Genomic DNA, 22,651 nt, shown 5'->3' with positions numbered 1-22,651 from the left:
GGCAGCGAGGTGCGACAAAGGGGCCCTCTCCGTATGGAAAGGGCCCCTGGAAGCTGTCGCGTCCGCTACCGCAGACGGGCCATCAGCGCGTGCTCCACGAGCGTGATAAGAGCCGACTTCGCGTCCGCCCGATGCCGCGCGTCCGTCGTGATGATCGGCGTGTCCGGACCGATCTGCAGAGCCTCCCGCACCTCGTCCGGGTTGTACGGCTGGTTCCCGTCGAACCCGTTCAGGGCGATCACGAAGGGGAGCCCGGAGTTCTCGAAGTAGTCGACGGCCGGGAAGCAGTCGGCGAGGCGGCGGGTGTCCACGAGGACGATCGCGCCGATGGCACCGCGGACCAGGTCGTCCCACATGAACCAGAAGCGGTCCTGACCGGGCGTACCGAAGAGGTACAGGATCAGGTCCTGGTCCAGGGTGATACGGCCGAAGTCCATCGCGACCGTGGTGGTCGTCTTGTCCCCGGTGTGGGTGAGGTCGTCGATGCCGGCCGACGCGGACGTCATCACGGCCTCTGTGCGCAGCGGGTTGATCTCCGAAACGGCCCCGACGAACGTGGTCTTGCCCACGCCGAAGCCACCCGCCACCACGATCTTCGCCGAGGTGGTGGAGCGGGAAGGACCGCCGCTAGAGCTTGCGAAGTCCACTGAGCACCCTTTCGAGCAGTGTCACGTCTGGCTGGCCGCCGGCGTTCTCGTCGCCGCCGGGCTGATGGATGGCGACCAGGCCCGCCTCCGCCAAGTCGGCGACGAGGATCCTGGCCACGCCGAGAGGGATCGTCAGGAGCGCGGAGATTTCCGCCACCGACTTGATTTCCCGGCAGAGGTTGCAGATCCGCTGATGCTCGGGCAACTGGCCCTGCATCTGGTGCGGCTGCGCGGTGGTGTGCACCAGCGCCTCGATGGCGAGCTGGTAGCGCGGGCGGGTCCGGCCGCCGGTCATGGCGTACGGACGCACCAAGGGGTTGTTCGACGCCCCCGCGGGCGCCGGCTCAGAGCGTCGCTGCGGCTGCACGGGCTGGATGCGCGGGGTCGGCGGCTGGTCGTACGGCGACGGACCGGGGCCCTGGGGCGCGTACGGCTGCTGCCGATGGCTGGGTGCGGAGGGGAAGTTGTAACGGTTCGGGTTCTGGCCGTCGTTCGGACCCTGGCCAGGTCCGTACGACCAATTGCCAGATGAACCGCCTGGGGGTGTTGCCACTTTCTCTCCTCCTCCGACTGCGCCGGGCACCCATCACTGTGGAGCCGCGTCCCGAAACCTTACGGCCCCGGGACGCCAAAACGCACCGTCTGTCTGTCAGTTGAGCAGGCTGCCCTGGAGCTCCGCACGCAGATCGGGCGTCAGGACCGTTCCGGCACGGTCCACCAGAAGAGCCATCTCGTACCCGATGAGGCCGATGTCCGCCTCGGGATGTGCGAGAACCGCGAGCGAGGAACCGTCGGAGATGGACATGATGAACAGGAATCCCCGCTCCATCTCCACAACGGTCTGGTTCACGCTGCCGCCCTCGAAGATGCGCGAGGCACCCGCGGTCAGCGAGGTCAGACCGGAGGCCACGGCCGCAAGCTGGTCGGCTCGGTCGCGCGGAAAGCCTTCGGACATCGCCAGAAGGAGTCCGTCGGCGGAGACCACCACCGTGTGGGACACCCCCGGGGTGTTGTCCACGAAGTTGGTGATCAACCAGTTCAGGTTCTGCGCCGCCTGGCTCATCGGGCTCACACTAACGCTCCTGGTTGTAGGTGCTGTCAGAACCGAAGCCCTGACCGTTCGTTTCACTGCCTGCGTTGCGGCCCCGCTGGACTCCGCGACGCAGGTTGCTCAGCCTGCCCCGGACGTCCTCGGGGGCGCGGGAGACCGATGGGCCCCCCTGCGGGGTGGATTCGGCGGCTCCCTCGACCAGGTTGGCCTTGGGTACCCGCCGCGGCAGACCGGAGGAGGTGACCCCGCCCGCCTTGGGCTTCCGGAGCTGGGAGGCCTGCTGCCACCGCGCGTCGTTGGCCGAGCGCCAGATGTCGCCGCCGCCGTTGCTCTCCGGCGCGGAGGCCGCCGACTCCTGGTTCGCGTGCCGCGTACCGTTCGAGCCGTTCGCGCTGCTCCCGGTGGAGCCACGGCGGGGGAGCCCGGCGTCGGTCAGCTCGTGACCCACGGTGGCGGGGGCCGGCCCCGGACGGTCGAAGCCTACGCGGTCGCGCTCACTCACGTCAGCGGCCTGCACAGATTCCGTTTCCGGAGCGTACTGGTCCGCGTAACCGCCCCGGTAACCGTCCGGCTGCGGCCAGTCATCCTGGTAGCGGCGCTCCTCGAAGCCCGAGAAGGTCTCCGGGGCGGCCGCGTGCACCGCCGCGGGCTCCTCCTGGACCGGCTCCGCATACGCGGGCTCGGGGTAGCCGCCGTTGGTGGAGAACAGGTCGTTCTGCGGCAGGCCGCCGTTCTGCGCGAAGTACGGCTCGTCGTACGCCGGGCGCTTCGGCTCCTCGTACGACGTCTGCCGCTGCTCCTCGTACGGAGCCTGCTGCGCCTCCTCGTACGACGTCTGCTCGTCGTACCCGGCGGGCTGCTGCTCCGGGAAGCCGTTCCTGCTGCTGTCGTAACCGGTCTGCTGGGCGCTCTGCGGGCCGTCGAACGCCTCGGTGTACGACGGGTCCGGGCCCTGCAGGGCGGCCGGCTGGTCGTGGTTCTGGGCCTCCAGGGCCGCGCGGCGCTCCTCACGCATCAGGGAGCGGCCGACCGGGTCCAGTTCGCGTATGTCGTCCGGGACCTCGGAGTAGCGGCTGTCGTCGAAGCCGAGTTCCGCGGCCGTACGCATCGGCAGACCGTTGTTGAAGTTCTCGCCCTGGAACTGCTGCTCCGGGATGATCTGCGAGACGGTGAACTCGTCGGCGGCCGGCTGCTGCTCGCCGCCACCGCCGTGGGTGATCGCGTCGGGCAGCATGACCAGCGAGGTGGTGCCGGCCTGCTCGCCCGAGGGGCGCAGCTGGACCCGGATGCCGTGCCGGTCGGACAGCCGGCCGACCACGAACAGACCCATGCGCTGGGAGATCGCGGCGTCCACGGTCGGCGGGTTGGCCAGCTTGTGGTTGATGTCCGCGAAGTCCTCGGCGGTCAGGCCGATGCCCTTGTCGTGGATCTCGATCATGATGCGGCCGTCGGGGAGGCGGGTCGCGGTGACGCGGACCTTGGTCTGCGGGGAGGAGAACGTGGTGGCGTTCTCCAGCAGCTCGGCGAGCAGGTGCACGAGGTCGGTGACCGCGCGGCCGTGGATCTCGGCCTCCGGGACGCCGGACAGCTCGATGCGCTCGTACTGCTCCACCTCGGAGGAGGCGGCACGCAGCACGTCGACCAGCGGGACCGGCTGGTCCCAGCGGCGGCCGGGCTCCTCGCCGGCGAGGACCAGGAGGTTCTCGCCGTTGCGGCGCATACGGGTCGCGAGGTGGTCCAGGCGGAAGAGGTTCTCCAGCTGGTCCGGGTCGGCCTCGTTGTTCTCCAGGTCGGTGATCAGGGTCAGCTGGCCCTCGATCAGCGACTGGTTGCGCCGCGACAGGTTGGTGAAGATCGCGTTGATGTTGCCCCGCAGCAGGGCCTGCTCGGAGGCGAGTCGTACGGCCTCGCGGTGGACCTGGTCGAAGGCGCGGGCCACCTCGCCGATCTCGTCCTTGGTGTTGATCGGGATCGGCGCGACCCGGGTGTCGACCCGGCCCGGGTCGGTGCGGGAGAGCTGGTCGACCAGCATCGGCAGGCGCTGCTCGGCGATGCCGAAGGCGGCGTTGCGCAGCTGGCGCATCGAGCGGGACATCTGGCGGGCGACCGCGCCGGCCAGGATGAAGGCGAGCAGCAGGGCGACCACGACGGCGGCACCCACGATGAAGGCGTCCCGCTTGGCGGCGTCGGCGATGCTCGCGGCCTCGTCCACCGCGGTGTCGGCCAGGTCGGTCTCGATCTGCCGGTACGCGTTGTACTTGAGGGTGTTGACCGCCCACCAGTTCTCGGCGGTGATGCCGTCCTTGGCGAGCGACTCACGGGCGCTCTGGTCCATCGACGGCAGCTGGGCGAGGCTGGAGACCATGTCCACGGGGTTGGACGGCGGCGGAACGTAGTTCGGGTTCTTGGCGGCGGCCTCCTTGGCCAGCGCCGTGCCCTCCGTCTGGATCTGCTTCTTGGCCGCTTCAAGCTTGGCCGCGTCGGCCTCGGTGCCACCGCCGACGTACTCCTCGACGGCGATGCCCTCCAGGTACGCGTACGAGGACAGGGCGACCTTCTGGCTGGCGAAGCTGCTCAGCCCGGGGCCGGGCTTGATCAGCAGGTGCATGCCGATGGAGCGCTGGAGCGACAGGGCCGCCTTGGTGAGCTCGATCGCGTAGACCGTACGGCCGTAGCTGGTGATGTTTCCGGTGCCGAGACCGAGCTCGTTGGCGAACTCCGTCAGCGGGTGGGCGACCTGGGTGTAGCCCTCCTCGGTCTTCACCCCGGTGAGCTTGGAGGAGGTGTAGGCGCCCGCGCGCAGCGTCTGGAGCGCTCCCTCGCCGTCCCGGAACAGCTTCAGGCGGCGCTCGAGGCCCGCCTTCTGCGGCATGTTCTGGGCGGCCGCGTCGAAGGCGTCGGCGGCCTCGTCGGTCTTCTTGCGGGCGGCGACGACCGTGGCGTTGTCCTGGCCCTGGCCGCTCAGCAGCGGGGCGGCGGTGCTGTCGCGCTCGTTGTAGAGGGCGTCGGCGTAGCTCAGGGAGGCGCGCACGAGGCGGGCGGTGTTCTCCGCGTCCTCGGCCTCCCGCCAGGTGTCGATCGAGCTCTTGACCTGGAAGCCGCCCATGACGAGGCCGACGATCACGGGTATGAGCAGGATCGCGTTCAGCCGGGTCGGCACCCGCCAGTTGCGCGGGGAGAAACGGCCGCCGCTCGACGGCGGCGCGGCCGTCGGTTCCGGACCGGACACAGGGGCGGGCGCCGCTCCGCGCGGCGGCGGGGTGAAGTTGCCCCGGGCCGACGGCTCGGGACCGTTCTTGCTTCGCCTCACTCGACCAACAACCTCTCGGAGGGGTCGGCACCTACGTTGTGCCGCAGTCTCTCAGAGCCCAGTACGTCATCGACTGTGAGTACGTCTTTGACTATTGGGCAGTTCAGGCATTCCAGCACGACGGCCTGCGCACCTCCAAACAGTGGTACGCGGGGATTCCGAGTGATGTAAGCCCCAGATAAAACGGTCATAAAGAACGAGCCCCGTCAAAAGACGGGGCCGTTGTGAGCGCAGCGAGACCGGTCGGCAACCACGCGTGGCCGTACCACCCGATTCCTCTGCCGAAACGTTATGAACGCCAGGGCCGGCCGTGGCCAAGGCCACAGCCGGCTCCGGTACATCTACGACAACTGGCGTATGACGCTGTTGATTTGAGTGCTGGACGAGATGCCCTGGGGGCGTTACCGCAGACGTGCCATCAGGGCGTGCTCGACCAGGGTGATCAGGGCGCTCTTGGCGTCCGACCGGTGCCGGGCGTCCGTCGTGATGATCGGGGCGTCCGGCCCGATCTGCAGGGCCTCGCGCACCTCCTCGGGAGCGTACGGCTGGTGTCCGTCGAAGCCGTTGAGGGCCACGACGAACGGCAGACCGCTGTTCTCGAAGTAGTCGACCGCGGGGAAGCAGTCGGCGAGCCGGCGGGTGTCCACCAGGACCACCGCGCCGATGGCACCGCGGACCAGGTCGTCCCACATGAACCAGAAGCGGTCCTGACCGGGCGTACCGAAGAGGTACAGGATCAGGTCCTGGTCGAGCGTGATGCGGCCGAAGTCCATGGCGACCGTGGTGGTCGTCTTGTCCCCGGTGTGGGTGAGGTCGTCGATGCCCGCGCTCGCGGACGTCATCACGGCCTCGGTACGCAGCGGGTTGATCTCGGAGACCGCTCCCACGAACGTGGTCTTGCCCACGCCGAAGCCACCCGCGACCACGATCTTCGCGGAGGTGGTGGCCCGCCCCGCGTCAGAGCTTGCGAAGTCCACTGAGCACCCTTTCGAGCAGCGTCACATCGGGCGCGCCGCCGTTGTTCTCGTCGCCGCCCGGCTGGTGGATGGCCACCAGGCCGGCCTCGGCGAGGTCCGCGACGAGGATCCGAGCCACACCGAGCGGCATGGCGAGCAGCGCCGAGACCTCGGCGACCGACTTCACCTCGCGGCACAGGTGGCAGATGCGCTGGTGCTCGGGGAGGAGCCCCATCAGCGCCGCCGGGTCGGCCGTCGTGCTGATCAGGGCCTCGATGGCGAGCTGGTAGCGCGGCCTGGTCCGGCCGCCGGTCATCGCGTACGGACGTACCAGCGGCTGGTCGCCCTCATCCTCGTACGGCTCCGCGTACGGATCATGAGAGGCGGTGGGCGGGGTCATGAATCCTCCGGGCGGGACAGCAAGTCGGTCGGGCAAGCCGTCTGAGGGGCCGGTGGGGGGATTGTGGCGGCCGGACGGTTATTTGGTGAGGCGGGTGGTGCCGGTGAGGGTCAGTGGAGCAGACTGCCTTGCAGCTCGGCTCGCAGATCGGGCGTGAGCACGGCGCCCGCGCGGTCGACCAGCAACGCCATCTCGTATCCGACGAGACCGATGTCGCACTCGGGGTGGGCGAGGACCGCGAGCGAGGAACCGTCCGAGACGGACATGAGGAAGAGGAATCCCCGCTCCATCTCCACGACGGTCTGGGCCACGCTGCCGCCCTCGAAGATCCGTGAGGCACCCGCGGTCAGCGAGGTGAGTCCGGACGCGACGGCCGCCAGCTGGTCGGCACGGTCGCGCGGGAAACCCTCGGACATCGCCAGCAGGAGGCCGTCGGCGGACACGACGACGGTGTGGGACACCCCGGGGGTGTTGTCCACGAAGTTGGTGATCAACCAGTTGAGGTTCTGTGCCGCCTGGCTCATCGGGCTCAACTAACGCTCCTGCTGGTGAGTGGGGTTCGGGAAGCTGCCCGTCTGGCCGTTGCCGCCGACCTGACGACCTTGCGCGATACCCCGACGGAGATTGGTCAGCCGACCGCGTACGTCGTCAGGCGCACGCGAGACCTGCGGACCGGTTTGGTGCTGTTGCTGCTGTGCAGTACCCGGGACGAGGTTCGCCCTGGGTACCCGGCGCGGCAGACCGGAGGTGGTGACACCGCCCGCGGCCGGCTGCCGGACGCGCTCCGCCTGCCGGACGAGGTCGTCGTTGGGCGAGGAACGCCAGGCCGCGGAGGCCGTGGGCCGCTGCGGGGCCGCAGCGGAACTCTGGGGTGCCGGAGCCTGCTGCGGAGGCCGCGGGGCCGAGGCGGGGGCGGAGCCGTTGCTGCCACCCGCCGGCTGTCCCTGACCCTGGCCGCCGTGGAACCAGTTGGTCTCCAGCGTGTCGTACAGCGGGGTACGGCCGTCACCCGGGCCCGAGGCCGGGGGCAGCGCCTCCGGCTCCTGGCGGACCGGCCGCTGCTGCGGACGCGGCGGCACGGGCGGCCGCGGAGCGCCGTAGTCCTGGCGGCCCGGCAGGGAGTGCTGCCCGGTGGAGCTGCCGTCGAAGCCCGGCACGGCGAACTGGCCCGTCGAACCGCTGTCGTACGCCTGCGGACTCGGGTACTGGCCGGTCGGCGCGCCGCCGTTCTGGCCTGCCGGAGTGCCGAAGACGTCCGAGCGGACGAACTGGCCCGTGTTCTGCTGGGAGTTCATGTCCGGGCGGGGGAACTCGCCCGTGTCCTGGGGGCCGTTCGCACCGGGGCGCGGGAACTGGCCAGTGTTCTGCGGGCCGTTCGCACCCGGCCGCGGGAACTGCCCGGTGTTCTGCGGCGCGTCGAAGTCCGGACGGGGGAACTCCGAGGTGGCCGCCGGGGACGAGTGGTCCTCGATCCGCGGCATCCGGGAGGTGGCCGCCGGGTCCTGCTCGTCATGGCCGCGCGGGACGTCGAGGGAGGCACGCGGCACCGGCGGCTGCGCGTTCTCGTCGCTCCAGCTGGGCGTGCGCGGCTGGTTGCCGCCCGGCAGCTCGGCGCGCGGACCACCGCGACCCGGCAGCTGCGGCCGACGGCGCCGGCCCTGCTCGGGAGCCTGGCCGCCCTTCGGGGCCTGCGCCTGCGGGGGTACGGGGCTCCGGGAGCCGAAGGCGTCCTGGCCGCCGCCGAACGAGTTCTGTCCGCCGAACGAGTCCTGGCCGCCGAAGGCGTTCTGCGTGTTGAAGGCGTCCTGGCCCGGCCCACCGGTGCCCGCGGCCTGCAGGCCCTGCGGGGCACCCGGCGCCTGACCGCCGAACCCGGCACCCGCCGAAGCTGGCCGGCCCTGCGCGGGGACACCCGGACCCTGCGGTCCGCGCGAGCCGCCCGGCGCACCGGGACGACCGCCCTGACCACTGCCGGGCAGCGCGGCCCGCGGTCCCTGGCCGGCGTTGAGGCGCCCACCCGAGGGGGCACCGGCACCGAGGGCACCGCCGCCCGGACCACCGGGCGCACCGCCGAGGGCGCCGCCGCCCTGACCGTTGCCGCCACGGCGGGCCGCGGCCACACCGGCGGCGGCCTGCGCGGCGGCCGGAGCGGCGGGAGCACCCTGACCGGGCTTCGGCTGGGGCTTCTTGCCGCCCTGGGCGACGTCGACGGGCAGCATGACCAGCGCGGTCGTACCACCGGAGTCGGACGGGCGCAGCTGAATGCGGATGCCGTGCCGCTGCGACAGACGACCGACCACGAACAGGCCCATGCGGCGGGAGACCGAGACGTCCACGGTGGGCGGCGAGGCGAGCCGCTCGTTGATCGCGGCGAGGTCCTCGGGGGAGAGGCCGATGCCGGTGTCGTGGATCTCGATCAGCACGCGGCCGTCGGGCAGCGCGTGACCGGTGACCTTGACCTTGGTCTGCGGCGAGGAGAACGAGGTCGCGTTCTCCAGCAGCTCGGCGAGCAGGTGCACGAGGTCGTTGACCACGCGGCCGGCCACTTCGGTGGTCGGCACGGCGGCCAGCTCGATGCGCTCGTACTGCTCCACCTCGGAGGCCGCGGCGCGGAGCACGTCGACCAGCGGGACCGGACGGGTCCAGCGACGGCCGGGCTCCTCACCCGCGAGGACGAGGAGGTTCTCACCGTTACGGCGCATGCGGGTCGCGAGGTGGTCGAGCTTGAAGAGCGAGGACAGCTGGTCCGGGTCGGCCTCGCGGGACTCCAGTTCGGAGATGAGCGAGAGCTGACGCTGGATGAGGCCCTGCGAGCGGCGCGAGAGGTTGGTGAACATCGCGTTGACGTTGCCCCGCAGAAGGGCCTGCTCGGCGGCGAGGCGGACGGCCTCGCGGTGCACGTCGTCGAAGGCCGCGGCCACGCGGCCGATCTCGTCCCGGGAGTGCACACCGACCGACTCGACGGAGGTGTCGACGTCCTGCGGGTCCGACTCGGAGAGCTGCTTGACCAGCTCGGGCAGCCGGTCCTGGGCGACCTTGGTGGCGGTCTCCTGGAGGCGGCGCAGCGAGCGGATCATGGACCGGGCGACGACGAAGGCGCCGACCAGGGAGACACCGAGCACGATCAGGATCAGCGCACCGGCGATGATCGCGTCGCGCTCGGTGGCGCTGCGCAGCTCGCGGGCCTTCTGCTCCATGTCCTCGAGCAGCGTGTGCTCGATGTTGCCCATCTGCTGGATCTTGGTCGAACTGTCGTCGACCCAGTCCTTGTACGAGCGCCGGTCCAGGTCGGCCAGGCCCTCCGGCCGGCCGAAGGCACGGCTGGCGTACTGGTCGGAGGCCTCGATGGTGGAGTTGCCGTCCTCGATGGGCTTGAGGAGCGTTTCGGCGTCGTCGTCGCCGTAGATGCTCCGGAAGCTGCTGAGGTCGGACTCCTCGCTGTCGAGGGCGCCCTGGGCGTAGAGCCGGTCGTTCTCGGTGAGGTTGCCGAGGGAGGTGTTGTTGGCCGGCAGGGCCGCGGCGAGGACCGCGCGCTGGATGGACGCGTACTCCTTGGCGGAGGAGAAGGCCGCCAGGGCACGCGTGCGCTGGATCATGTCCGGGTTGCTGGTGGCCTCGGCCATGTCCTGGGAGAGGTCCAGCAGGTGGGTGATCAGCCGGTGGTAGGACTCGACCGTCTGGGTGGCGTTGCCCTTGGTGTCGTAGGCGTCGCTGCGGATCTTGTTCAGCGTGTCCAGGTCGCGGACCAGGCCGACGAGGCTGTCGCGGACGCCCTGGAGGTTGCCGTCCTTGCTGGAGGTGTCGATGTCCTCGGCGGCGTTGATGAAGTTGGTCGCGGCCCGGTCCGTCTTGTCCCGGTAGCCCTTGACCGTGATGTTGCTCGCCGTGGAGTCGTGCGCCAGCGGACCGGCCGACTGGTCGCGCTCCTCCTGGAGCGCGGCGGCCAGTTCGGTGGCCTGCTTGGTCATCTCCGTCAGCAGCTTCATGTTGTCGAGCTGCTGGATGTCGTCCATGGAGTCGTTGATGCGCAGCGCGCCCAGCGAGGTGGCCGCCACCACGGGGAGCGCGAGCAGCGACACCAGGCGTGTGGAGATACGCCAGTTGCGCAGGGCTATTCGCGATCCCGGGCCGGTCGGGCCCTTCACCGTCGGTGTGGCCGGGGCCGCCGGGCCCGAGGACGCCGACGAGCCGAGGCGGCCGGGGCCGGACGCACCGTCGACGGACGGGGTCGGGCCCTGGTTCTGGGCGTGCTGGGGGGAGGAACTGCCGACATTGGGGCCAGTCCCGCCGTGCCGCTCCGGCTCGGCCGAAGCGCTGCCATCCCTCTTGAAACGTCCCTGCACTAGCGTCGCAACCTCTGGACCAGGCGCTCCTCCGCAGGACGGCGGAGCACGGTGTCGGCGTTGTGGGGAGCGCCCTGAATACGCGCCCCGGGTGATCGTGAGTGACCGGCGCTGGCTCCCCCTTCTCACCGCCGCTCGGCGCTTCTCTGCGCCCCCTGTGCGCCGGCTCGATCCCGCGGCGGTCCGTGGAATTCCAGCACAGTGCCGGATCTCCAACAAGGTCCGAGGGTCAGACCGTGACCTACGTGACACCAAGTTAGGGGTGAGTCACCGGGCGTGGACAGCGTTCCGGTGGAAAACGGACATGCCTCCGCGAGTCACCTCACGGTCAAGGGTGTCCCAGTCGCCATGATCAGGAGCGGAATGATGGCTTCAGGGAGTCAATGTCCGTTTCGTTGGGGTGGGTCGAGGTTCCCAATTGTCCGCTTTACCCGCACGTCAGTGAGCAAACTCACATGCCGATCATTGAGTCTTCGCGACTTCTGCGGGGAATGGCGCGCTTAGCCTGACGCTTTACAAGAGTGACACTTCTGTCGAACCCACCACATCCGAGGTCGAGTACAACCGTGAAGACGACGATGATGTTCCGCAACATTGCCAACCCGCGGCGCACGACGCTGGTGCACGTCAAGGACGCCGGTGAACTGCACACCCCGGAGCAGCCGGAGCACACGCTCGATCTCCCGGCCCAGACCGCCAACCCGCGGCGGACGGTCCTGATGGAGATCCCGGTCTCCGCAGCCGCAGAGTAGTCGACGAGGCCCAGAGGCCCGCGCAGGGGCTCCCCGGTGACCCGGGGAGCCTTCTTCGTGTCAGGACCCGGCCAGGATCTTCCGGGCCGCCCGCAGCTTCCGCTCGTGAAGCTCGCCCAGTTTCCGCAACGCCTTGATGTCGGCCTTGATCATGTCCTTCTGGATCGAGGACTCCGCGGCGAACCAGACATCCGGAAGCCCGGTCTTCTCCTTGCACGACACGTCGGCCTCGGCGGTGTCCTTCTCGACGGCCGACACCTTTCCCCGAAGGAATGCGGGCGCCGCCATCGCCTCCATGGGGGAGGCGTAGTCGTACCCCTGCTGTTTCATGCAGGAGGACCATTTCCCGAAGACCGCCCGGACTTCCGGAACCTTCTGCGAATTCTCGTAGCTCGCCGTCGAAATGCGACTCGCCACCTGCGCCCCGGCCTCGTCCTCGTAGGGCTTGCGGAATCCGAGCACCGCCGCCCCGAGGCAGCCCTGGTCCGGCACTTTCTTTCCGCGGTATCGCAGTTCCGCGTTCTTCGCCGCAGCCGCCGGGGCGGACCGGTTTCCGTAGAGGACCTTGATCTGGTCCTTGGTGAGTTTCGCCTCCGGTGCACTCTGCTGCGGCGGCATCCGGTATCCGTAGCGCTTCGCACTCGCCATGTCCGTCAATCCGTACCGACGATCCTGTGTCTCGGCCGGGGCCGGATTCTTCGCGGGCCGATAGGCGAGCCCGAAGTCCTTCATGCAGTCACGGGCGAGGACCTGTTCGGCCGATTGGATCACCGCGTAGTCGGCGTCGCTGTAGCTGTACACGGCGAGCGGCAGCCGGAAGGTGTAGCTCTCCCGCCCCGGTGACGACGGGCTCGTACCGGCCTCCGGTGCCGAGGGGGAGGCGCTGGAGGAGCCCTCGGCCGACGGCTCGGGCGAGGTGCAGCCGGCCAGCAGCGTGAGGAACAGGACGGGGATCGCCAAACGTCTCATGAGTCCAGATGTCTTGGGAAGGTACGGCTCGGACTTCCTGAAACAGCGGATCCCCGCGCAGGGCTGATCGCTCCGCGCGGGGCCGTGTGCTGTTGCGTGAGCTGTTTCTCTACAGGTGGCGGGTCAGTTCCACTTGTAGCAGTTCGTGCCGTTCCGGTTGAAGTCGAAAGAGGCGTTCTCGTTGTACGTCTTGGCGAGCTTGTTGGTGTCGGCCAGCGGGGCGAACGTGTCGCAGGCGCCGCCGTAGTTGCTGTTGAAGAAGACCGTGGCGATGTGGTCGACGCTCGCGTTCCAGAACGATGCCGCGTTGTTCTTCACGGTCTGCCCCTTGCCGCTCCCGGAGGACAGGTACGTGTAACCCGCGAGATTGGAGACGCCGTCGTCCGTGAAAGCGGTGTGCGACCCCGAGAGGCCGCTGTTGTAATAGAAGACGGCGCAATCGTTCGCCCAGGTGGGACAGCTCTCCCTGGCCTCCGCGTGCGCCATGGGAGCCACACCCAGAACCGCTGCGGCCGCAGCGGGAACTGCCATTGCGAGAGAAAGAACCTTACGCTTCGACTTCATGGGATCCCCTCGTTTGTGAATGCGCTGAGCGGCATTCGCGGAGATCACCCTAAAGAGGATGAAGCGATCACGACAAGCGATTTCTGGCCAGGGGGATGGCCGGGGAGCGACGGGTGTGCCCGGCCCGGACACCCGCCCCGCCGCCCGACGGCGAAGAGCCCGGACCGGTTAGCCTGGAGCGTCCAGCGTCGGCTGTCGCACCCACCAGCCGGCCCACGCACGCACAGTTCTCAGTGAGGGGCGCCCAGATCCCGTGCGCATCGCCAGATTCTCCATCGACGGGAACGTCGCCTTCGGCGCGGTCGAGGGCGACAAGCCGGACGAACTCGTCCTCGACATCGTCAAGGGCATCCCGTTCGCGGACTTCGAGCTCTCCGGTACGAAGGTCCCGCTGAGCAAGGTGCGGCTGCTGCCCCCGGTGCTCCCCAACAAGGTCGTGGCGTACGGCCGTAACTACGCCGACCACGCCAAGGAACTGGGCAACGAGGTCCCGGACGTCCCGTTCGCCTTCTTCAAGCCGTCCACCTCGGTGATCGGCTCCGGCGACGAGATCCAGTACCCCTCCTTCTCCGCCGACGTGCACCACGAGGCCGAACTGGCCGTCGTCATCGGCCGTCTGTGCCGCGAGGTCCCCCGTGAGCGCGTCAAGGACGTGATCTTCGGCTACACCTGCGCCAACGACATCACCGCCCGTGACGTCCAGAAGCGCGAGAAGCAGTGGGCGCGGGCCAAGGGCTTCGACACCTCCTGCCCGCTGGGCCCCTGGGTGGAGACCGGCCTGGACCTGGAGACGGCCGCCGACCTGACGATCCAGCTCACCGTCAACGGCGAGCAGCGCCAACTCGGCCGCACCAGCGAGATGATCCACTCCATCGAGGACCTGATCGTCAACATCTCCGAGGCCATGACGCTGCTCCCCGGCGACGTGATCCTCACGGGCACCCCGGCAGGCGTCGGGCCGCTCACCGTCGGCGACGAGGTCGCCGTCACCATCGAAGGCATCGGCACTCTCACCAACAAGGTTGTCAAGCGTGGCTAGCGCACCCGTCCGCGTACGTTTCTGCCCCTCGCCCACCGGTAACCCCCACGTGGGCCTGGTCCGCACCGCCCTGTTCAACTGGGCCTTCGCCCGGCACCACCAGGGCACGCTCGTCTTCCGCATCGAGGACACCGACGCGGCCCGCGACTCCGAGGAGTCCTACAACCAGCTGCTCGACTCGATGCGCTGGCTGGGCTTCGACTGGGACGAGGGCCCCGAGGTCGGCGGCCCGCACGCGCCGTACCGCCAGTCGCAGCGGATGGACCTCTACAAGGACGTCGCCGCCAAGCTCCTGGATGCCGGTCACGCGTACTACTGCTACTGCTCCCAGGAGGAACTGGACACCCGCCGCGAGGCCGCCCGCGCCGCCGGCAAGCCGTCCGGCTACGACGGCCACTGCCGCGCCCTCACCGAGGAGCAGGTCGCGGAGTACCGGGCCCAGGGCCGCACCCCGATCGTCCGCTTCCGCATGCCCGATGAGACGATCACCTTCAACGACCTGGTCCGCGGCGAGCTGACCTTCACCCCGGAGAACGTCCCGGACTACGGGATCGTACGAGCCAACGGAGCCCCGCTCTACACGCTCGTGAACCCGGTGGACGACGCCCTGATGGAGATCACCCACGTCCTGCGCGGCGAGGACCTGCTCTCCTCCACCCCGCGCCAGATCGCCCTGTACAAGGCGCTGATCGAGCTGGGTGTCGCGAAGTCGGTGCCCGCCTTCGGTCATCTCCCGTACGTCATGGGCGAGGGCAACAAGAAGCTCTCCAAGCGTGACCCGCAGGCCTCGCTCAACCTCTACCGCGAGCGGGGCTTCCTGCCCGAGGGACTGCTCAACTACCTGTCCCTGCTGGGCTGGTCGCTCTCGGCCGACAAGGACGTCTTCACCACCGAAGAGCTGGTCGCGGCCTTCGACATCGCGGACGTGAACCCCAACCCGGCGCGCTTCGACCTGAAGAAGTGCGAGGCGATCAACGCCGACCACATCCGGATGCTGGACGTGAAGGACTTCACTGAGCGCTGCGCACCCTGGCTGAAGGCCCCCTTCGCGCCCTGGGCGCCGGAGGACTTCGACGAGACGAAGTGGCAGGCGATCGCCCCGCACGCCCAGACCCGCCTCAAGGTCCTCTCGGAGATCACCGACAACGTCGACTTCCTCTTCCTTCCCGAGCCGGTCTTCGACGAGGCGTCGTGGGCGAAGGCGATGAAGGAGGGCAGCGACGCGCTGCTGAGGACCGCCCGCGAGAAGCTGGAGTCCGCCGACTGGGCCTCCCCGGAGTCCCTCAAGGAGGCCGTCCTGGCGGCCGGCGAGGCCCACGGCCTCAAGCTCGGCAAGGCCCAGGCCCCGGTCCGCGTGGCCGTCACCGGCCGCACGGTCGGCCTGCCCCTCTTCGAGTCCCTGGAGGTCCTGGGCAAGGAGAAGACGCTGGCCCGCATCGACGCGGCGCTGGAGAAGCTGGCCCAGGCGTAACGCACGCACGCGTGAGGGGCGGCGACCGGGACATCCGGTCGCCGCCCCTTCGCCGTCCACGGCCCCGGTGTGCCGGCGCCCGCCGCAGGCTACCGTCGGCACATGAGCATTCGGGCCGTGGTCTGGGACGTCGACGACACCCTCTTCGACTACACGGGGGCCGACCGCGTGGGGATGGGGCTGCATCTGAGCACCGAGGGGCTGCTGGAGGCGTACGAGAGCGTCGAGCAGGCCATCGCGCGGTGGCGGGCGATCACCGACGCCCAGTGGGCGCGCTTCTCGGCGGGGGAGGTCGACTTCCAGGGGCAGCGGCGGGACCGGGTCCGGGTCTTCCTGGGCGAGGAGCTGACCGACGCCGAGGCCGACGCCTGGTTCCGGCGTTACATCGCTCACTACGAGACCGCCTGGGCCCTCTTCCCGGACGTCCTGCCCGCCCTGGACGCCCTCGCCGCCAGCCACCGGCACGCGGTGCTGTCCAACTCCAGCATCCACGTGCAGGACCACAAGCTCCGCGTCCTCGGCGTCCACGACCGCTTCGAGGTCATCCTGTGCGCCGCCGAACTGGGCGTCTCCAAGCCCGAGGCGGGCGCCTTCCTCGCGGCCTGCGACGCCCTGGAACTGGACCCGCACCAGGTGGCGTACGTCGGCGACCACCCGGAGATCGACGGGCGGGGCGCAGCCGACGCCGGACTGCTCTCGGTGTGGATCGCCCGCGAGGGCCCGTACGCGACCGTCGAGGCCCCCGACGGCACCCACCGCATCGCTTCCCTCGCCGAACTCCCCACGATCCTCGGCGCGGATACCCGTTTTGGAGCCCCGTCCACCTTCGGGTAATGTTCTTCCTGCGCCGCCGGGGAGCGGGCCGAAAGGCCGGGAACCGGAGGAGCAGAACTAGAACAAGAACCCCTCAGGGGCTTGCGTTCCGGTGGCCTATGGTGTAATTGGCAGCACGACTGATTCTGGTTCAGTTAGTCTTGGTTCGAGTCCAGGTAGGCCAGCTCGCAGATGCTTTGAATTGAACACAGTATCTGCAAGCGGAGATCAACTCCGCGAAGCCCCCGTTGTGTAGCGGCCTAGCACGCTGCCCTCTCAAGGCAGTAGCGCCGGTTCGAATCCGGTCGGGGGTACAGATCCTTCCCGGAGGGTCAGTCAGGGTCGCACCCGCTGACTCTCATGCAGGATCGCTAGGGCCCCCGTTGTGTAGCGGCCTAGCACGCCGCCCTCTCAAGGCGGTAGCGCCGGTTCGAATCCGGTCGGGGGTACGCACTGGTCTAAACCACATTGGTCTATGGTGTAATTGGCAGCACGACTGATTCTGGTTCAGTTAGTCTTGGTTCGAGTCCAGGTAGACCAGCTCGGACCTGCGGTGGTTGGTATCAAGCACCTCAGGCTCCTCGCCCCCGTTGTGTAGCGGCCTAGCACGCCGCCCTCTCAAGGCGGTAGCGCCGGTTCGAATCCGGTCGGGGGTACGAGACGAAGGCCCTCCGCTCAGGCGGAGGGTCTTCGCTGCGTCCGGGGTCACTCGAAGCCGTACCTGCGGGCCGACTCCTCTTCCTGGGCCAGTCGGTGCAGCGCCTGGAGGGCCGGTTCGTTGAGGATCGCCCCGAGGACCGCGAACTCGACCCGCTCCGTCCCCGACGGAAGCGCCTCCAGATTGTCCAGGTCCAGGACCGCCGTCCGGTGCATCAACTCGGCGTACGGCGTGAGCTGTTCGGCGCCCCAGTCGTAGCCGAGCCGGCGGAACGCGGCCAGTGCCGTCACCAGTGAGCGGTACGCGGGGGAGATGGTCGTGAGCTGCTTGGCGTTCTCCCAGCCGAGCCGGTCCAGGAGTGCACCGACCTCCCGGTGCGCCGCCTGTACGTACTCGTCCTCCGTGTCCGGCTCCGGGACCTGCGGCAACGCCCACAGGGCCGCGCCGAGCCGGATCGTGGGGCCCAGCGAGTCGTCGTCGACGTGCCCGAGGACCTCGCGGACCGTCGCCACCGGGAGGCGGCCCACCTGGATCATCGCGCGCACCAGCCGCAGCCGCCGTAGATGCTCCTCGTCGTACTCCGCGGTCGTCGCGTTGATCTGGCGGCCGGGGGCCAACAGGCCTTCGCGCAGGTAGTACTTGATCGTCGCGGTGGACACCCCGCTGCGTTCGCTGAGTTCGGCCAGCCGCATCTCTTGCGCCCTTCGTCGGATACCGGCACTATCCAAGCATGCCGGGTTCGGATAGTGCCGCTCACCAATAGGGGGTCCCGTGTTCGGGAAGAAGGTCGTTGCCGGTCGTACCACCGCGGCAGCCGAGGGAGACGTGGTCGTCCTGCTGATCGGGATGCGGATCAACCACTTCTGGGCCGTGCACCACTGGGGGCCGGTCCTGCTCGCGATGCCGAGGATGCTGCGGGAGCTGGCGCGGGCGCCGGAGCGGGGGCTGCTGTCCCATGTCCTGCTGACGGCTTCACCGCGGACGTACTACGTCGTCCAGTACTGGGAGTCGAAGGAGAAGCTGTACGCCTACGCGCACTCGCCGGAGATGTCCCACCACCGGGCCTGGTCGATCATCAACCGCAAGGAGAGGGCGGGGAAGGTCCGACAGCACGTGGGGCTGTGGCACGAGGCGTACGTGGTCCCGGAGGGCGCGTACGAGTCGATCTACGCGGACATGCCGACGTTCGGGCTGGCGGCGGCGCACGGTCAGGTGCCGGTCGCTGCGCGCGGGCGGTACGCGAAGGAGAGGTTCGCTTATCGGGCTGGGAGTATGTGACCTACTCAGGGGCGCGGGGAACTGCGCGACCAGCCACGACGGCGAGTCAGTCGACAGTCGACAGGTGCGACCAGACGCGTCCCGTCGGTCCGGAACCTGCCGCGGCGTTGAGGCCGGCCCGGTTCCGACAGGACCCCGCCCTCAACCCGTCCGGCGAAGTGCCTCGGAGAGGCGGGCCGCTGCGTCGATGACCGCCTGGGCGTGCATACGGCCCGGGTGGCGGGTGAGGCGCTCGATGGGGCCGGAGACCGACACCGCGGCCACCACGCGGTTGGACGGACCGCGCACGGGCGCCGAGACGGACGCGACGCCCGGCTCGCGCTCGCCGATGGACTGGGCCCAGCCGCGGCGCCGTACGCCCGACAGGGCCGTCGCCGTGAAGCGGGCGCCCTGGAGGCCGCGGTGCAGCCGCTCCGGCTCCTCCCAGGCCATCAGGATCTGGGCCGAGGAGCCCGCCTTCATGGTGAGCGTCGAGCCGACCGGGACGGTGTCCCGAAGGCCGGACAGGCGCTCCGCCGCGGCGACGCAGATGCGCATGTCGCCCTGGCGGCGGTAGAGCTGCGCGCTCTCGCCGGTGACGTCACGCAGGTGCGTGAGCACCGGGCCGGCGGTCGCGAGGAGGCGGTCCTCGCCCGCTGCGGCGGCCAGCTCGGCCAGCCGGGGGCCCAGAATGAAACGGCCCTGCATGTCGCGTGCCACCATGCGGTGGTGTTCCAGAGCCACGGCCAGCCGGTGGGCCGTGGGTCGTGCCAGTCCGGTCGCCGCGACCAGACCCGCGAGGGTGGCCGGACCGGACTCCAGGGCGCTGAGGACAAGGGCTGCCTTGTCCAGAACGCCGACGCCGCTACTGTTGTCCATGAAACGATACTCACGTCTCACTCTGTGAAACGCAAGTTCCTTTTTCCGTGAGACGCGCAACCCTTGTAGGCACAGCGGCCCGGTGACCGTACGGGCCTGGTGACGGGTGCCCGTGAACTGGGGCCGGGTGCCGTCTCCTCAAGATCTCTAGTTGGGCCGGTGGACGATCTCGCCGGCCGGAGGGAAAGCGATGGGTAGGACACTCGCGGAGAAGGTCTGGGACGACCATGTCGTCCGGCGCGCCGAGGGCGAGCCCGACCTCCTCTTCATCGATCTGCACCTGCTGCACGAGGTGACCAGCCCGCAGGCCTTCGACGGCCTCCGCAAGAGCGGCCGCCAGGTGCGCCGGCTCGACCTGACCATCGCCACCGAGGACCACAACACCCCGACCCTCGACATCGACAAGCCCATCGCCGACCCGGTCTCCCGCATCCAGCTGGAGACGCTGCGCAAGAACGCCGCCGAGTTCGGGGTGCGCCTGCACCCGCTGGGCGACGTCGAGCAGGGCGTCGTGCACGTCGTCGGCCCGCAGCTGGGGCTGACCCAGCCCGGGATGACCGTGGTCTGCGGTGACTCCCACACCTCCACGCACGGCGCCTTCGGCGGTCTGGCGTTCGGCATCGGCACCTCCCAGGTCGAGCACGTCCTGGCCACCCAGACGCTGCCGCTGGTCCGCCCGAAGACCATGGCCATCACGGTCAACGGCGAACTGCCCGAGGGCGTCACCGCCAAGGACCTGATCCTGGCGATCATCGCCAAGATCGGCACCGGTGGCGGCCAGGGCTACGTCCTGGAGTACCGCGGCTCCGCCATCGAGAAGCTCTCGATGGAGGCCCGGATGACCATCTGCAACATGTCGATCGAGGCCGGTGCCCGCGCGGGCATGATCGCCCCCGACCAGACCACGTTCGACTACCTGGAGGGCCGTCCGCACGCGCCCAAGGGCGAGGACTGGGACGCGGCCGTCGCGTACTGGAAGACCCTGAAGACGGACGAGGACGCCGAGTTCGACGCCGAGGTCGTCATCGAGGCCGCCGAACTGTCGCCGTTCGTCACCTGGGGCACCAACCCCGGCCAGGGCGCGCCGCTTTCGGCCCACGTCCCCGATCCCGCTTCGTACGAAGACGCATCGGAGCGCCTCGCCGCCGAAAAGGCCCTGGAATACATGGGGTTGGAGGCCGGACAGCCGCTGCGCTCCATCAAGGTGGACACCGTCTTCGTAGGTTCGTGCACCAACGGCCGCATCGAGGACCTGCGCGCCGCCGCCGAGCTCGTCAAGGGCCGCAAAGTCGCCGACGGCGTACGGATGCTGGTCGTCCCCGGCTCCGCGCGGGTCGGTCTCCAGGCCGTCTCCGAGGGCCTGGACGTCGTCTTCAAGGAGGCCGGCGCCGAATGGCGGCACGCGGGCTGCTCGATGTGTCTGGGCATGAACCCCGACCAGCTGGCCCCGGGTGAGCGCTCCGCGTCCACCTCCAACCGCAACTTCGAGGGCCGACAGGGCAAGGGCGGCCGTACGCACCTGGTGTCGCCGCAGGTCGCGGCCGCCACCGCCGTACTGGGCCACCTGGCCTCGCCCGCCGACCTGTCCGACGCCCCTGTCGCCGCTGGAGTCTGATCAGTCATGGAAGCATTCACCACGCACACCGGCCGGGCCGTCCCGCTGCGCCGCTCCAACGTCGACACCGACCAGATCATCCCTGCTCACTGGCTCAAGAAGGTGACCAGGGACGGGTTCGAGGACGGGCTGTTCGAGGCCTGGCGCAAGGACGAGAAATTCATCCTCAACCAGCCCGAGCGCAAGGGCGCCACGGTCCTGGTCGCCGGCCCCGACTTCGGCACCGGCTCCTCCCGTGAGCACGCCGTCTGGGCGCTTCAGAACTACGGCTTCAAGGCCGTGATCTCCTCCCGCTTCGCCGACATCTTCCGCGGCAACTCGCTGAAGAACGGCCTGCTCACGGTGGTTCTGGACCAGAAGATCGTGGACGCGCTCCAGGAGCTGAGCGAGAAGGACCCCGAGGCCGAGATCACCGTCGACCTTCAGGCCCGCGAGGTGCGCGCCGAGGGCATCACCGCGAGCTTCGAGCTGGACGAGAACTCCCGCTGGCGGCTGCTGAACGGCCTGGACGACATCTCCATCACCCTCCAGAACGAGGCCGACATCGCGGCGTACGAGGCCAAGCGGCCCTCGTACAAGCCGCGGACGCTTCAGGCGTGATGCCGGGGGCGCTCCCGGCGTGACGCCGCCCCTCCTTCGGAGCAACTGAACAGGTCGAGTTTCGGCCACCCCAACACCCCCGCCGTACCCCCGATCAGCCCGATCGGGGGTACGGCCATGTCTGCGCCCGAACGGCCCCGCGCGGTGCGACACGCCCGCTCAACTTCCCACGTTAAGACGGGTGTTGTCGGGGTACGCGTCCCTTGTAACCGTGGCTTCCGCATGTGCCCGGAAGGCCGTTTGAGGCGGCAGTTGCACCCCTAGCAGGCGACAACTCGCCCCAGATGGCACAATCTGTGCATGGAACACGACGGCCAACTCGAGCTCTATGCGGCAGTCGCGGACCAACTCAAGGAAGCGCACGCAAGAGTGCGCGCACTGCAAGTCCCGGAGGGCGTACGGATGGCGCTGACCCGGAAGCTGCTGGTCATTACGGCCGCGGCCAAGCACGACGTCGTCGAAGCGACAAGGCGTCTGGAGCGGTTCACCGCTGACCTCGACGCGGGTCGAATCCCGGAAGAGGAACGCTGAACAAGTCCAGAGCAGCCGAGTTCGTTGCGGCACAAGGGTGATAAGCCCGTTTCGTGTTTGATTTGCGGTATATATCTGCCTAACGTGCGAAAAGCTTGAACACTTTCGTTCTGGCAATGTCTCCGAAGGGGAAGACGTGAACAAGGCGCAGCTCGTAGAAGCGATTGCCGACAAGGTGGGCGGCCGCCAGCAGGCCGCCGACGCGGTCGACGCGGTCCTGGACGCCATCGTCCGCGCGACGGTCGCGGGCGACCGTGTCTCGGTCACCGGCTTCGGTTCGTTCGAGAAGGTCGACCGGCCGGCCCGTTACGCCCGCAACCCCCAGACGGGCGAGCGGGTTCGGGTCAAGAAGACCTCCGTGCCGCGCTTCCGCGCGGGCCAGGGCTTCAAGGACCTGGTGAGCGGCACGAAGAAGCTCCCGAAGAACGACGTCGCGGTCAAGAAGGCCCCCAAGGGCAGCCTGACCGGCGGGGCTTCGGCGACGGTCAAGAAGGCGGCCGCCAAGAAGGCGACGACCGCCAAGACCGCGGCCGCGAAGAAGACCACCGCGAGGAAGACGACGGCCAAGAAGACCACGGCCACCGCCAAGAAGACGACGGCGAAGAAGGCGCCCGCCAAGAAGGCGACCGGCACCGCCGCCAAGACCACCGCCGCGAGCAAGACCGCCGCGAAGAAGACGACGGCCAAGAAGGCCCCGGCGAAGAAGGCGACCGCCAAGAAGGCGCCCGCCAAGAAGTCCGCCGCTCGCACCACCACCGCCAAGAAGGCCACGGCCCGCAAGAGGTAAGGGCACAGG

At 69.2% G+C, this 22,651-nt stretch carries 21 protein-coding genes and 5 tRNA genes; 14 read left to right on the top strand and 12 right to left on the bottom strand.

All coding sequences use genetic code 11. The annotated features are described in order from the left end of the window. Nucleotides 1–65: 65 nt before the first annotated feature. The 8 genes from ACFULQ_RS29845 to ACFULQ_RS29810 form a co-directional block, all read right to left on the bottom strand. Entirely contained in the window at nt 66–647 is a 582-nt protein-coding gene (locus tag ACFULQ_RS29845; RefSeq protein ID WP_026248371.1) for an ATP/GTP-binding protein, read from the bottom strand. Then, nucleotides 628–1,200 (bottom strand): DUF742 domain-containing protein, encoded by a 573-nt coding sequence (locus tag ACFULQ_RS29840; RefSeq protein WP_383549725.1) that lies wholly within the window; start codon nt 1,198–1,200, stop codon nt 628–630. Before ACFULQ_RS29840 ends, ACFULQ_RS29845 begins: the two co-directional genes overlap by 20 nt. A 96-nt stretch (nt 1,201–1,296) precedes the next feature. After that, on the bottom strand, nt 1,297–1,710 hold the full coding sequence (locus ACFULQ_RS29835) for a roadblock/LC7 domain-containing protein (RefSeq protein ID WP_004983065.1): 414 nt from the start codon (nt 1,708–1,710) through the stop codon (nt 1,297–1,299). Nucleotides 1,711–1,720: 10 nt separating this feature from the next. Then, a complete protein-coding gene (locus ACFULQ_RS29830) occupies nt 1,721–5,008 on the bottom strand; it encodes a nitrate- and nitrite sensing domain-containing protein (protein ID WP_383549722.1) in 3,288 nt (1,095 codons plus the stop codon). A 401-nt stretch (nt 5,009–5,409) separates the two neighbouring features. After that, nucleotides 5,410–5,985, bottom strand: coding sequence for an ATP/GTP-binding protein (locus ACFULQ_RS29825; protein WP_007384912.1), 576 nt, complete (start codon nt 5,983–5,985; stop codon nt 5,410–5,412). Continuing rightward, entirely contained in the window at nt 5,966–6,364 is a 399-nt protein-coding gene (locus tag ACFULQ_RS29820; protein WP_003973454.1) for a DUF742 domain-containing protein, read from the bottom strand. The genes ACFULQ_RS29825 and ACFULQ_RS29820 overlap by 20 nt, the downstream gene beginning before the upstream one ends. Nucleotides 6,365–6,474: 110 nt before the next feature. Beyond that, nucleotides 6,475–6,888, bottom strand: a complete 414-nt coding sequence (locus tag ACFULQ_RS29815; protein ID WP_003993189.1) for a roadblock/LC7 domain-containing protein — start codon at nt 6,886–6,888, stop codon at nt 6,475–6,477. A 9-nt stretch (nt 6,889–6,897) separates the two neighbouring features. After that, nucleotides 6,898–10,707 carry a nitrate- and nitrite sensing domain-containing protein gene (locus ACFULQ_RS29810; protein ID WP_383549719.1) on the bottom strand — a complete coding sequence of 1,270 codons (3,810 nt, stop codon included), beginning with the start codon at nt 10,705–10,707 and terminating at the stop codon, nt 6,898–6,900. A gap of 566 nt (nt 10,708–11,273) precedes the next feature. Between ACFULQ_RS29810 and ACFULQ_RS29805 the strand changes: the two genes are divergently transcribed. Beyond that, on the top strand, nt 11,274–11,459 hold the full coding sequence (locus ACFULQ_RS29805) for a hypothetical protein (RefSeq protein ID WP_020138705.1): 186 nt from the start codon (nt 11,274–11,276) through the stop codon (nt 11,457–11,459). Nucleotides 11,460–11,519: 60 nt separating this feature from the next. Here the strand turns inward: ACFULQ_RS29805 and ACFULQ_RS29800 are convergent, their stop codons facing one another. After that, nucleotides 11,520–12,428, bottom strand: a complete 909-nt coding sequence (locus tag ACFULQ_RS29800) for a hypothetical protein (RefSeq protein ID WP_383549716.1) — start codon at nt 12,426–12,428, stop codon at nt 11,520–11,522. Nucleotides 12,429–12,551: 123 nt separating this feature from the next. Then, the gene (locus tag ACFULQ_RS29795; protein ID WP_383549713.1) at nt 12,552–12,914 is read right to left on the bottom strand and encodes a hypothetical protein; all 363 of its coding nucleotides are present in this window, start codon (nt 12,912–12,914) and stop codon (nt 12,552–12,554) included. A gap of 331 nt (nt 12,915–13,245) precedes the next feature. Between ACFULQ_RS29795 and ACFULQ_RS29790 the strand changes: the two genes are divergently transcribed. The 8 genes from ACFULQ_RS29790 (at nt 13,246) to ACFULQ_RS29755 (ending at nt 16,971) form a co-directional block, all read left to right on the top strand. Further along, complete coding sequence (locus tag ACFULQ_RS29790; RefSeq protein WP_383549710.1) at nt 13,246–14,031, top strand: fumarylacetoacetate hydrolase family protein; 786 nt, start codon at nt 13,246–13,248, stop codon at nt 14,029–14,031. Next, complete coding sequence (gene gltX / locus ACFULQ_RS29785; protein ID WP_383549707.1) at nt 14,015–15,502, top strand: glutamate--tRNA ligase; 1,488 nt, start codon at nt 14,015–14,017, stop codon at nt 15,500–15,502. Before ACFULQ_RS29790 ends, gltX begins: the two co-directional genes overlap by 17 nt. A 102-nt stretch (nt 15,503–15,604) precedes the next feature. Continuing rightward, nucleotides 15,605–16,336, top strand: coding sequence for an HAD family hydrolase (locus ACFULQ_RS29780; RefSeq protein WP_383549704.1), 732 nt, complete (start codon nt 15,605–15,607; stop codon nt 16,334–16,336). Nucleotides 16,337–16,428: 92 nt separating this feature from the next. Continuing rightward, a tRNA-Gln gene (locus tag ACFULQ_RS29775) sits at nt 16,429–16,500 on the top strand. 56 nt (nt 16,501–16,556) lie between these two features. After that, a tRNA-Glu gene (locus tag ACFULQ_RS29770) sits at nt 16,557–16,629 on the top strand. A gap of 62 nt (nt 16,630–16,691) precedes the next feature. After that, nucleotides 16,692–16,764 (top strand) — tRNA-Glu (locus ACFULQ_RS29765). A gap of 20 nt (nt 16,765–16,784) precedes the next feature. Then, a tRNA-Gln gene (locus ACFULQ_RS29760) sits at nt 16,785–16,856 on the top strand. A gap of 42 nt (nt 16,857–16,898) precedes the next feature. Then, a tRNA-Glu gene (locus ACFULQ_RS29755) sits at nt 16,899–16,971 on the top strand. Nucleotides 16,972–17,020: 49 nt separating this feature from the next. Here the strand turns inward: ACFULQ_RS29755 and ACFULQ_RS29750 are convergent. Further along, the gene (locus tag ACFULQ_RS29750) at nt 17,021–17,665 is read right to left on the bottom strand and encodes a MerR family transcriptional regulator (protein ID WP_383549701.1); all 645 of its coding nucleotides are present in this window, start codon (nt 17,663–17,665) and stop codon (nt 17,021–17,023) included. A gap of 79 nt (nt 17,666–17,744) precedes the next feature. On the opposite strand from ACFULQ_RS29750, the gene ACFULQ_RS29745 reads away from it, so the two are divergent. Further along, the gene (locus ACFULQ_RS29745) at nt 17,745–18,251 is read left to right on the top strand and encodes a DUF4188 domain-containing protein (protein WP_383549698.1); all 507 of its coding nucleotides are present in this window, start codon (nt 17,745–17,747) and stop codon (nt 18,249–18,251) included. 141 nt (nt 18,252–18,392) lie between these two features. Here ACFULQ_RS29745 and ndgR read toward each other — a convergent pair whose 3' ends face one another. Beyond that, on the bottom strand, nt 18,393–19,109 hold the full coding sequence (gene ndgR / locus ACFULQ_RS29740) for an IclR family transcriptional regulator NdgR (RefSeq protein ID WP_015036427.1): 717 nt from the start codon (nt 19,107–19,109) through the stop codon (nt 18,393–18,395). Nucleotides 19,110–19,299: 190 nt separating this feature from the next. Between ndgR and leuC the strand changes: the two genes are divergently transcribed. From leuC to ACFULQ_RS29720, 4 genes are all read left to right on the top strand, one after another. Then, nucleotides 19,300–20,724, top strand: coding sequence for a 3-isopropylmalate dehydratase large subunit (leuC, locus tag ACFULQ_RS29735; protein ID WP_383549696.1), 1,425 nt, complete (start codon nt 19,300–19,302; stop codon nt 20,722–20,724). Between the two features lie 6 nt (nt 20,725–20,730). Further along, complete coding sequence (gene leuD, locus ACFULQ_RS29730; protein WP_383549693.1) at nt 20,731–21,324, top strand: 3-isopropylmalate dehydratase small subunit; 594 nt, start codon at nt 20,731–20,733, stop codon at nt 21,322–21,324. A gap of 300 nt (nt 21,325–21,624) precedes the next feature. Beyond that, nucleotides 21,625–21,855 (top strand): hypothetical protein, encoded by a 231-nt coding sequence (locus ACFULQ_RS29725; protein WP_028809826.1) that lies wholly within the window; start codon nt 21,625–21,627, stop codon nt 21,853–21,855. 136 nt (nt 21,856–21,991) lie between these two features. Continuing rightward, on the top strand, nt 21,992–22,642 hold the full coding sequence (locus ACFULQ_RS29720; protein WP_383549690.1) for an HU family DNA-binding protein: 651 nt from the start codon (nt 21,992–21,994) through the stop codon (nt 22,640–22,642). The last annotated feature ends 9 nt before the right edge of the window (nt 22,643–22,651 follow it).

Source organism: Streptomyces sp. NPDC057253 (genome assembly GCF_042669125.1).
Lineage (GTDB): Bacteria > Actinomycetota > Actinomycetes > Streptomycetales > Streptomycetaceae > Streptomyces.
Note: the sequence above shows the minus strand (reverse complement) of the source record. Positions and strands in the feature narration are given on the sequence as shown.